Raw genomic sequence first — 11,813 nt, forward strand, 5'->3', positions numbered from 1 at the left:
TTTACATTTTTGTAAAAATCGATCGTTCATTTTGAAAAACATATTTATACATCTTCGTAATAAACAACTAAATACGAACTTTAAGTAAAATCCAATGAAACCATCTTTGTATCTATTCACTTTTTTTATACTTTATCTTCCGATTCAATATCAGACCGGAAGTAATGGAATCGGAGGATTCGTTTTAATAGGAATTTTGTTTTGTAGTCCGATTCTTTTTTGGATACAAAAACGATGGAAAAAATTTATTTCATCTCGTTTTCTCATTTTATATTGGACGTTATTTGTTTTTGCAGAAGGAATTTTTTATACAAAAACCGCGTTAGATTCTCTTTTTTTAGGAGATTTAGATTATACGGCTCAACTTAGAATGATCCTTCCGACGACGGATGGGAATTTTTTTCAGACTCAGTATTACGGCTCACATGAAAACGCAAACTTTCTTTCGCATCATATGGCCCCTGGAATTTTACTCTTGACCCCATTTCCGATCTTATTTGGTTCTGAACTAGGATTTGGAATTGGAATATTTTTTTTCGCTTCGGCTACAATTCCACTTCTATATTACTATTTAAGAAAACATTCCATTTCTAAAGAACTATCTCTTTGTGCAACCTTACTCTGGTCCGGGTCGTCTAGTTTTTATAGATTGAATCATTCTTTACATTTTGAAGTTTTAGTTCCGTTCCTTTTTTTATGTTTATTAATCGGAATTCAAAAACAAAAAACCTGGATTCTCTTATCTGCCCTTTGTTTATTTTTAGAAATCAAGGAGGATCTTGCAATCTATCTAAGCATCTTATCATTTGTTTTGATATTCACAGAAAACAAAAGAAGAAAAGAATGGATTTTTATTTTTAGTATATGTATTTTTTATTATTTTATTATATTTCCTTTTTTAAATAAATCAGCCGGAAATTCAGCCGAAAGAAATTGGAAAGAATACTGGGGACAAGATCCATTTTTTTTAATTCTTCAATATATTCAAAATCCAGAATATATCTTTCAATACTGGAAAGGAATTAGAGATTTAAGTTTAGAATGGGGATTTTGGAATTTGACAGGAGGTTGGATTTTATTCCCATTCTTAGGACTTTATTCCGTGTTTAAACTATCAATTCATCCTTGGGTCAAAGGCTTATATAGCTATTACATTTATCCTTTAATTCCATTTCTGATTTTATTTTTAAAAACTGGGGCAAGTTGGATTCAAAATCATATCTATAACTCTAAAATAAAATTCTTATATACTTTTTCTAAAAATCAAAAACTACTACTTGCTTTGATAATTACATTTTCTGTTTCGATTTTTAGAAACTCTAAGGAAACAGAATATCCAATTGTGTTCGAACCCAAACCAGATCAAGTTGAAGAATTAAAAACAATTCTAAAACAAATTCCATCAAACGACTCCGTCTCTGCAGGATTTCATATTTCTCCATTTATTTCTTTAAAAAATCCAGTCTATCCGATTCGTGAAAATCGAGAATGGAAGGAATGGATCATTATAGATCGTATATACAACTCTCCATATTTGAGTTCTGAAAAAATTTTAGAACGAATCGACTCAGACGTTCAAATAAGAAAATTACGTTGGATTCAAAAGACAAAACGTTTTGGTTTATTACGTCTAAATTCCGGTACAAAAACTTCTAAATAAGTAACATTTTCAAAATCAATCTGTAAAATTCTAAATTGTAAGAGTTCCCACATTTTCAAAATCAAACAGAATTATATAAAGAAATACTAATACCTCTTCTGAAATAGAATTTTGTGATAAAAGTTCAATATGCTCAATTTTATAGGGCCAGCAAAAAATTTCCTATAGAGATCATTTACAATATTCATCCATTTTTTTTTAGAATCGAAATAACCTATTTCCGAAGACCTTTGAAAATCCTTACAAGCCGAAGGGATTTTATTTAAAAAAACCAATGCAAGACCTCTATTATGAAAAGCCACTCCATCATTCGGACTGAATTGTAAAACTTTTGTATAACTTTCAACAGAATCCGAATACTTTTTTAAACCGTATTGAGCATAAGCCAATTCAAAAAAAGCGTATGCGTTTTTTTTATCAATATTCAAAGCTTTCAGAGCATCTTGAAATCCTTCGTCGTAATTTTTGCTGCGATTTTCACAACGCGCCTTATGTCCATAAAGTTCCGCATTTTTATTTTCTCCAAGCGAAATCGCTTTTTCAAAATCTTCAATAGCCTGTTTACAGTCGCTGATCATTTCGTATGCGTAACCTTTATATAAAAATGCATATGTCTTACTTGGATCAATTTCCACGGCCTTTTCAAAATCTCTCACGGCGTCATTATATCGTTTTAAAGTATAATGAACCAAACCTCGATTATAGTATGCAGACGCGTCGTTAGGAACTAACTTTAAATACTTAGAATATTCTTCAACTGCATTGAGATAGGCCTTTTTTTCGTTGGCACGATACGCTCGTTTAAAAATTTCTTGAGGATTTTCAGCTGTAGTAACTGACGCAGCTGCATTCGAATGAGATGCCTTCCCCCACAAAAACTCTCGAATTAAGATCACAACGGATTGAATACGGGAAGGTCCTTCTGCCTGATACTGATCTTCACTTTGACCGGAAGTAGAAAAAAAACTCAGTACAAAAATTAAAATCCCTATGATTAAAAATAAACCGAGAACTCTATTTATCATTCAAATAAGAGAAACCTAATTCTCTTAAAATTCAACTTTTTATTAAATAAAAAATTTCCAAAAACACTCTTTTTTGAACTTTTAAAAAGTAAAAACTTAACTTATAAACAAATTTTCAAGTAAAAACGAGTCATAATTTTATTTAAGAAAACCTTTATAAAATAAATTTCTCATTTGATGAAGACTGCAAAAACTAAGATTTTATGCAAAAATTTAATTGAAGAAGAACCACTTTTAATTTTATAAAAATTCCCTTCAATAAAACGAATATTCAAGGTATTTAAATTATTTTTTTACTTACTCAAATACGCATCAAAATAATATTATCCATTTGTCTAAGAAAGTTAGAATTTAAAAAAGGCCCAAAATTTTGAAATAGAAGCAATCTGTAGAACTTCTGTATTTTCGCAAACCCAACTTAAAGTTTTTTTTATAAAACGTGGTAATTCATATAAATTACGTCTCTTAAGAGACTTCGATAATTAGAATCTGTAATAAATCAAAATCATTCCTTAGGAAGAAATACGTGAAAAATAGTTTTGCCAGGCTCGGATTCTAATTCGATCCTTCCTTCGTGTTTTTTTATGATCCTTCTAGAAATATCCAAACCCAAACCACTTCCTTCTCCTGGTCCTTTCGTAGTAAAAAATGGATCAAAGATTTTTTCTCTCACTTCCTTAGGAATTCCAGGACCATTATCTTGAATAGAAACCCGAACCTCTTTTTTTTGGTCTTGGATCGAAATCCGAATTTTTCCTTTAAAACGCATCGCTTGCAAAGAATTGTATATTAGATTTGTCCAAACTTGAACTAAATCGTCCGGATACGCCTCGACCATAGGACGAACCGGAAAGTCCAATTCTACATCGACCCCACCTTTGATTTTGTTATGATAAATCGTCAAAACGGTTTCAATATTTTCTGCAAGATCTGTAAGAACTTTTCCCCTATTTTCTTCCGTATCGATATGAGCGTAACTTTTTAAAGCGTAAACGATCTTAGAAGTCCTATCTACAGCCAATCGAATTGATAAAATATTTTTATACGTATGAATTTCTTCTAAAGCGAACTTAATTAAAGGATAATATTTAGGATCCAAAAACAAGGAAGGAAATTCTTCCAAAGCAGAAGGAAGCCCATAGTCTAAAAGTCTATCCGCAAGATCATGAGCATTTTCATAACCTAAATCTTTTAATTTCGCCTTTATCGAATTCAAAGCAGCCTTTTTATTTTCTCTAGAAAGAATACTTTCCTTACTTTCTATTCCTTTTCGAATCAACTCAGAAAGATTATGAACAAATTCTGTACTCACAGTTGAAAAATCGTGACCCAATTTTTCCATTCTTTCTGCAGATGAATTTAAATAGGCTCTCAATTCTCCGCTTAGAGCAGAAATGGCGCCTAACGGATTATTAATCTCATGAGCAATCCCCGCTACGAGTTGTCCTAACGCGGCCATTTTTTCAGAATGAATCAGTTGTTCTTGAGTTTTTTGTAGATTTTCAAGAGCCTCCGCCAATTCAGAAGTCCTGACTTTTACCGCTTTTTCAAGTTCCTCTTTGGCTTCCTTTCTTTCTGCATTTAAAAGAAGTTGGGTAACTTGTTCTGCAATTGTGACTACAAATTGTTTTTCGTATCCCCTCCAACGTCTCAGTTCCCCACCGTGTTCTAAACAAACGACACCTCTGATTTTACCTCTAAGAAAAAAAGGTGCATCTAACAAAGAACTAATTCCCAGAGGCCTACTATAGACGTCAGCAAATTCAGAAGTCCTAGGATCGTGAATCGCGTCCGAAGCATCTACAAAACGATCCTTTCGAATAGCTTGAAAATATTTAGGATAACTCGAAAGAGTCATATTCATTTTTTCTAAATTAGTTTGTGTTTTTCGATCCCAACCTACAACAAGAGTTAACGTATTTGGATCATCTTTATTAAATATCCAAATAGAAGCCCGATCACAGTCAGTGACTTCCGAAGCCATAATCACTATTTTTTTAGCCCCCGATTCCAAATTACCCGAAACAAATTCTGGATCCGTAGCCATTTCCATAAGCGCCTGAGCGTGTAAGGTGATCCGCCTAGATTGTTCTTCTTTTTCTCTGATCGCGACTTTTTTCTGAGTAATATCCCTTGCAATTGCAACCGTAATCCGGTTGTCTCCTATGTTTAAGTGTTTAGCAGAAAGTAAAGTATCTACCACCTCTCCACTTTTCTTTTTAAACTGAACTTCATAATCCCTCACAATTCCATCTTTTGCTAATATTTCCATTACCTTTTCTCTGTCTTTACGATTGTTCCAGATTCCAAGTTCTAATGGAATTTTACCGATTACTTCTTCTTTAGAATATTCTAACATTTCCGAAAAATGTTCGTTTACTTGAATATATCTTCCATTTTGAAGATCGTTAAGTGTAATCGTATCCGGATTCATTTCAAAGATCATTTCAAAAAGATCTTTGCTAAGACGAAGTTCTTCGTAGAGTTTTTTTCTTTCTTCTTCCGATCTTTTTTTTTCAGTAATATCCGTCGCCAAGGAGATTACTTGTTTTCTTCCGTCTAACTCAATAATTCTTGCAGAATAAAGAATTGGAACTACAGTTCCGTCGGAAGCCAGATAAGCAGATTCTAAATTTTTGACTTCTTTTTTTTGGGAAAGAAGTTCATAAACTTCCATTCTAAAATTCGGAACCTTATCCCAGATATGAATTTCAGGAGTAGTTTTGCCGATTACGTCTTCTCGATTCATTTTCGCCATTTCTAAAAATCGTTCGTTTACATCCGTAATCGTACGATTTTCCCAATCGGTAACTACAAGAGCAGAAGGAGTTAGTTGGAATAATTTTTGAAACAGATCCTTACTTCTTACCAATTCGTTCGCTAAGTTTTCCAACTCTTGTGCATACTCTCTAATTTCAGTAATGTCATGACCAATCGCTAGAATTTTCTTTTCACCAAAAGATTCCACAAACCGAGCGGAAAAAAGAATAGGTCTAATATTTCCATCTGCAGTTTTCATTCCTATTTCAAGATTACTAACGACTCCGTCTTTTTGAAGTAATTCAATTATTTTTTCTCTGTCTTTTAGATTATCATAAATTCCTAAATCGATTGCGGACCTAAAAAGTACATCCTCTTTGGATTTTCCAGTATATTCTAAAAAGCGGTCGTTTACTTCTAATAAGATTCCATTCAATTTTGATAATGTAATTGCAGAAGGATTTAAGCGAAAAATCTGACTCAGAATTTCCTCTTTTTCACGAACCTCGTCTAGTAATCTTTGTTTTTCCCTTTCTTCTTTAATTCTATCAGTCATCGGAACCGTGATGCTTAAAAGAGCTGTCTTTCCCATGTATTCAATAGGTTGAGCGGAAAAAAGTCCCCAAAATTCGTTACCGGTTGTAGTTCTAAAAGGCATTTCGATACTATCTACAAAACCGTCCCGTCTTATAACTCCGAAAATCGCCTCTTTAACTTGATCGGAAAACCAAACTCCCAATTCGGTCATCGTTTTTCCGATAAGTTCATCTGGTTCATGTTCAATTTGTTCTGCAAATTTACGGTTCACTTCCAAAAGTTTTCCGGTATCGATTTCAGAAATAAACATTGGAAATGGATTCAAAACGAAAATTCTTCGAAGCGCTTCCCAACCTTCCTTAATTTCTTCATAGAGTTGTTTATGAACTTCTTCATTATGTTTTCGTTCAGAAATATCTCTGATCGTTCCCCAAAACGCAGTTGGATTTTTAGATTCGTCTCGAATCAAATATATCCGTATAGAGATCGAAATATTTTTACCATCTTTACGAATGTATTCTTTTTCAAACTCTTGAGAATAACCGATCGATAGAAGATTTTCATGAAAAACTTTTCTTTGGGAAGAATCCCAATTCAGAGGAAACAAAGACCAAAAACTGTCTTTTTTAAGTTCTTCAAGCGAATAACCGGTAAGAGTTTGAAAAGCCGGATTCGTTTCCAGAAAGGAACCGTCTAAATTTGTAACCGCAATTCCATCTCGACTGGTTTCGAAAATCTGTCGAAAAAATTCGGAGTTAAATAGATTTGAATCCGATGTATTCATAAGTTTGGATACAATAAAAGACGACTAAATCTTAAATAACGTAAGTTCGATTCTGTTTCATAAAAATTATTTTTTACATAAAAAATAAAATTGAATATAGAAACTTCTCTTTTTTAATCCTTTCAAACGATTAGATTTAGCATAAAGTATTCTTTCCAAAATTACTACTTTTGAAAGATATGCCCGCTCACGTTAAATTAATTGCAAAAAAGGAAAAAGCATTTTAAATTAGAATCTAAGGATTTTTAGAAATTGAATAAAAAATCCAAGTCGAAAATTTTTAATCATTCAATTAAAAGCAGAAACAATAATTTGATTTATAATTATTTCTAAAAACCAAGGATTTCCAAGTTTTTTGATTTTAAAATGATAAATTAAAGTTCTAGAATTTAGAATCCAGAGAATTCGATGTAAAAGCTTCTATTTTTTCTAAACCGAACTCAAGTAAAAAGAGTTGTTGAAAAATTAATTCGCCATCGATTTCCGTTGTATGGAAACTGTCGATTGAAGTAGTTTTATTAAACTCCACTATAGAATTTTTCAACAACTCTAAAATTTACGGCAACTGAGTAGTTTTTCTCTGTTCAAATTTTACAAAAACAAATAAAAATGATTTCAACAAAACGACTCCTTTTTAGAGCAATTATAAGTTTCTATTGATTGTTTTTTAATTTATGACCGTTTTCTTGATAAAACTATATATTTAACGATTTTCACAAACCTAAAGTAATATTTTATAATTTACTAATATACCTAATTTAACGAGAGTTCAACGTAAGAAAAAAATTTCTAAAAGTATAGGTTCCTACAATTTTAGAATTTGTTCGTAAAATCGTGACTTGCGCAGTAGTTCCCACATTATTTTTACAGACAAACCTAAGTTTTGTGGTAGTTCCCACACTTGAATACGAAAGACTCAATTGTTATAAACTTCTATTTTATAAATTGTGGGAGTTCCCACATTTTAAGAATCGATCTGTAAAGTTCAGATTCTAACTTTTTTCAGAATCATGAGTTCATTACGCCGAACTCACGTTATATTATATACATATTATCAATTTCGAGATGCAGAATTTCTATTCTTCATCCTTTACTTAGAAACCATATAACAGAGATACCCAATATTTTACACTGAAACAAAATTCAGGTAATTCAATTTTGAACATGTCCCAAAACCTAAACACCGACCCTTAGGAAAGTGTTTTCTGAGTTTCACAAAATGTGGGAACTCTCACAAAAATTTAATAATATTAGAATTACTTGAAAGTTCACAAATTATCAAATGTAACGGTTTTTGTAGGAACTACTGTATTTTATTAAAAATTTCTAAAGAATTATCGCGCAAATTCTTTGAGGTTTTGGGACACGTTCTTTATAAAGATCATCAGTAACAAATTGAATTTTTTTTACACGATTAAAAACTATATATTTTTTTACAAATTTCAATTCAGAAGATATATTTTTTCAAATCAAAAAACATTCAAAATTTATGATATTCTGTTACACCAAAAAACCTAAAACGTGATCCATAGAAATCGTTCATCCCACCAAACTTGACAATACTGATTTCTACGAATCTCAGTTTTAGGTCGTTCAATGGAAACAACACAATAGGGTTCTATAGCGGCGAATTAACAAAACTGCTTCAATCTACCATTTCATGAAACAGAAATAAGATGGAGAATTAATTTTGCAACAATCCTAAACACCAACCTGCAGAGCGACCATAGAAGCGATGTATTGAGTTTAGGGAGGTGTTGCTTGGGTTTTTCGAACAACGTATTTGAATTTCACAAAAATGTAGGAACTACGAAAATTTAACGAGATATAGAACACTTAAAAGTTCACAAATTACCAAATACGACCTAATTTGTAAGAACTACTGCACTTTATTAAAAATTTAGAATACTTTCAATTTTTAATAGGTTTGTTAAAAAAATCATATCTAAAAACGATTTTAACCATTTGTTTTAATGAGAAAATCAATTCTTCAACAACTCTAATTAACTTACTACGGAATCTTTATTTTCCTGAATTACATGACCGTCTTCTAAAATCATACGAATCAGGCGTGTCATCTCCACGGAATACTCTACATTCAGATGTTTGGTAACACCTTCACAAAACCCATTGATAATTAGTAGCTTTGCGTCGTCTTCTGACAAACCTCTGGATTGAAGATAAAAGAGTTGATCTTCGTCGATCCTAGAAACGGTAGCTTCATAATTTAAAGTACCATTTTGACCGGAAACGTCATTGTAAGGATACGCGTGAGACTGAGAACGGTCATCCATCATTAAACCGTCGCATTTTACATGAGAATAAGAATTTTCAGATCCAGACGTGAATTTAACTAATCCTCGGTAAGAATTAATTCCACCGTCAAGAGAAACACCTTTTGCTAATATATTACTTCTAGTATTTTTACCAACGTGAATGATTCTAGCTCCAGTATCCTGAATCTGGCCTCCGCCTGCAAATGCAAGAGAAAGAATATCTCCAGTAGAATGATCTCCTTGCAAAACAATTCCAGGATACTTGATCGTATTTGCGCCTATGTTTACGTCCGTCCAAGTGATATGGCCTCTTTCATAACATAACCCGCGTTTGACGGTCCAGTTGTACATATTTTTTTTCCAGTTCTGGATCGTAGTATAAAAGATTTTAGCGTTTTTATGGGAAATAAGTTCTACAACAGCAGTATGAAAATTGGTGCCCTTATCTTGAACCGAAGAACAACCTTCTGAATATTCTAACTCAGCACCTTCGTCCGCAATCAAAAGAGTTCTTTCATACTGACCAGAAGAAGCCGCAGTCACTTTAAAATACGCCTGAAGAGGCATAGGCGTTTTTACACCTTTGGGAACAAATGCAAAAGAACCCCCCGAAAAAACACAACTGTTTAAGGCGGAAAATTTATTATCTCCCACACTTACAACCGTTCCTAGATATTTTTTTACTATTTCGGGATACTCTCGGATCGCAGTATCAATATCACAAAAAAGGATTCCTAACTCGGTTAGTTCTTTTTTCACGTTAGCGTAAACCGTTTCGGAATCATTCATTGCTTCGATTCCGGCCAGATATTTACGCTCATGTTCTGGAATTCCCAGACGTTCAAAGGATTTAAGAACCTCTGGATCAACTTCGTCCCAAGATTTTTTCTTCTGTTGATTGGAGCCTATATAATGAGTATAAGAATCGATGTCTACATTGAAGTTTGGAAAAAATCCCCAAGTAGGCATTGGTTTTTGTTCGTAAATTTCAAAAGCTTTAAGACGGAAGGATGTAAGCCAACCAGGTTCATTCTTAATATGAGAAATAGATTCTACAACTTTACGTGTAAGACCTTTGGGAAAATTATCTGGACGATAATAGCGGTCTTCATGGATAGATTTTTTTTCCAGGGTTTGTTCCATTTTTCATCCCTCTTTTAGACATATCTCGCGACCCATAGGGAGCGAGATCTGAGTTACCGAACGCGACCCTTTAGTTATCGAGCGCCCATAGAAACGAGACTCTGAGTTTGAACGATAATGTTCTTGAGTTAAATAACCGAACCATAACACCAGTGAAGAGCACTCTTTTACAATTCGCCTCTTTACCCACTAAACTCTTCCAAAGTAAACTCGATCCAACAAACGACACAATCGAAAAAACGTTCTTCTAAATCGAATGTAAAGTCATTCTTTTTAAGAATTTAATCCAAAACCTGAAAGAAAAACGCAACCCTTCATTCACCATTCTCTTTACAGTTTGAGTTTTTTCGATAACTGATTTTGAGTGAGTTCCTACATTTTAAGACCTAAAACACAAATGGCAAGACTACTTTTTTAATCCTTCCGATTTTAGGTTCTTTCAAATCGTTAGTGTCATCATCCGCAGACTTACGTCTGCGGATAGGAAAAAATCAATTCACGGCAGCAAAGTAATCCTTAGATTTTTCTGGATCTGCTTTCATCGTTTTCTTTCCTTCGTCCCAATTGGCAGGGCAGACTTCTCCGTGTTTTTCAACAAATTGAAACGCTTTGATCAAACGAATCGCTTCATCAATATTACGTCCTACTGGAAGATCATTGATGGTCGCTTGACGAATTACACCTGCGGGATCGATGATAAAAGTCCCTCTTAGAGCCACTCCTCCTTCCGTCAAAACGTTATAATCTCTGGAAATAGATTTGGTTAGATCCGCAATGAGAGGATATTTAATTTCGCCGATTCCTCCTTCTTTTTTAGGAGTATTTTTCCAGGCGAGGTGAGTAAATGCAGAGTCCACAGAAACTCCCAACACTTCTGTTCCCAGTTTTTTGAATTCCGCAAGTTTGTTATCGTATTCGATGATCTCAGTCGGGCAAACGAAAGTAAAATCAAGTGGGTAAAAGAACAATACTACCCATTTTCCTTTGTAGTCTGAAAGTTTAATTTCCTTGATTTCTTTTCCAAGGACGGCTTCTGCCTTAAAATCTGGCGCTAAAGATGTGACCTGAGGCATTTTAATTCTCCTTTTTTAAATTTAATTTTGAAACTTAGACACTTCCATAATATCCTTCAATCCCTTTGAAGCAAATATTTTTTAGAATCATTCTAATTTTTCTTTAATTCTAAAAAATGGGTCGGAACTACGATCAATTTTATAGTGATTTCTAAAAAAGTAGGAACTACCACTTTTCTAGGAGCAGTTCAATCGATTCCAATTGAACTCAAACGATAAGTGCTCTATGACAAAGTTCACAGGATACACCCAAACTTTTTATATTTGAACTTAGTCAGTCATTTGGATGAATCTCACCATTTTTGTAAATTTATACCTAAATTTTCAATGATTATAGAAATTTACCAAGATAAACAAATCCCTCTTTATTTTTACCTACTTAAAAATTATCCTGAACGTTACTCTTTAAATTTCCATAACGAACGACTAAACATTCTAATTTAACGTGAATTCGATATAACACTCACTCGGTAGAACGCTCTTTATCATAACCAACCCCACAACGCGATTCATAAAGAGTGTTGTGCTGAGTTTTCCAACGCGATTCATAAAGAG

General features: G+C 33.2%; 4 protein-coding genes and 1 pseudogene. 1 reads left to right on the forward strand and 4 read right to left on the reverse strand.

From position 1 onward, the window contains the following. Nucleotides 1-94 precede the first annotated feature (94 nt). The gene (locus BW942_RS10990) at nucleotides 95-1,660 is read left to right on the forward strand and encodes a DUF2079 domain-containing protein (protein WP_000804836.1); all 1,566 of its coding nucleotides are present in this window, start codon (nucleotides 95-97) and stop codon (nucleotides 1,658-1,660) included. A 171-nt stretch (nucleotides 1,661-1,831) separates the two neighbouring features. On the opposite strand, the pseudogene BW942_RS10995 reads toward BW942_RS10990, so the two are convergent. The 4 genes and pseudogenes from BW942_RS10995 to BW942_RS11010 all read right to left on the reverse strand — a co-directional run bounded on the left by BW942_RS10995 (nucleotide 1,832) and on the right by BW942_RS11010 (nucleotide 11,258). Continuing rightward, nucleotides 1,832-2,685 (reverse strand): annotated as a pseudogene (locus BW942_RS10995) (tetratricopeptide repeat protein). A 505-nt stretch (nucleotides 2,686-3,190) separates the two neighbouring features. After that, a complete protein-coding gene (locus tag BW942_RS11000; protein WP_001097652.1) occupies nucleotides 3,191-6,766 on the reverse strand; it encodes a PAS domain S-box protein in 3,576 nt (1,191 codons plus the stop codon). 2,003 nt (nucleotides 6,767-8,769) lie between these two features. Then, entirely contained in the window at nucleotides 8,770-10,185 is a 1,416-nt protein-coding gene (sufB, locus tag BW942_RS11005) for a Fe-S cluster assembly protein SufB (RefSeq protein ID WP_000438391.1), read from the reverse strand. Nucleotides 10,186-10,676: 491 nt separating this feature from the next. Then, entirely contained in the window at nucleotides 10,677-11,258 is a 582-nt protein-coding gene (locus tag BW942_RS11010) for a peroxiredoxin (RefSeq protein ID WP_001136732.1), read from the reverse strand. Nucleotides 11,259-11,813 lie beyond the last annotated feature (555 nt).

It is taken from the genome of Leptospira interrogans, from assembly GCF_900156205.1.
GTDB classification, from domain to species: Bacteria; Spirochaetota; Leptospiria; order Leptospirales; family Leptospiraceae; genus Leptospira; species Leptospira interrogans.

What these genes read in the sequence shown, in the direction of transcription:
- BW942_RS11010 (WP_001136732.1), bottom strand. Translation starts at nt 11,258, where the DNA reads ATGCCTCAGGTCACATCTTTAGCGCCAGATTTTAAGGCAGAAGCCGTC.
- sufB (WP_000438391.1), bottom strand. Translation starts at nt 10,185, where the DNA reads ATGGAACAAACCCTGGAAAAAAAATCTATCCATGAAGACCGCTATTAT.
- BW942_RS10990 (WP_000804836.1), top strand. Translation starts at nt 95, where the DNA reads ATGAAACCATCTTTGTATCTATTCACTTTTTTTATACTTTATCTTCCG.
- BW942_RS11000 (WP_001097652.1), bottom strand. Translation starts at nt 6,766, where the DNA reads ATGAATACATCGGATTCAAATCTATTTAACTCCGAATTTTTTCGACAG.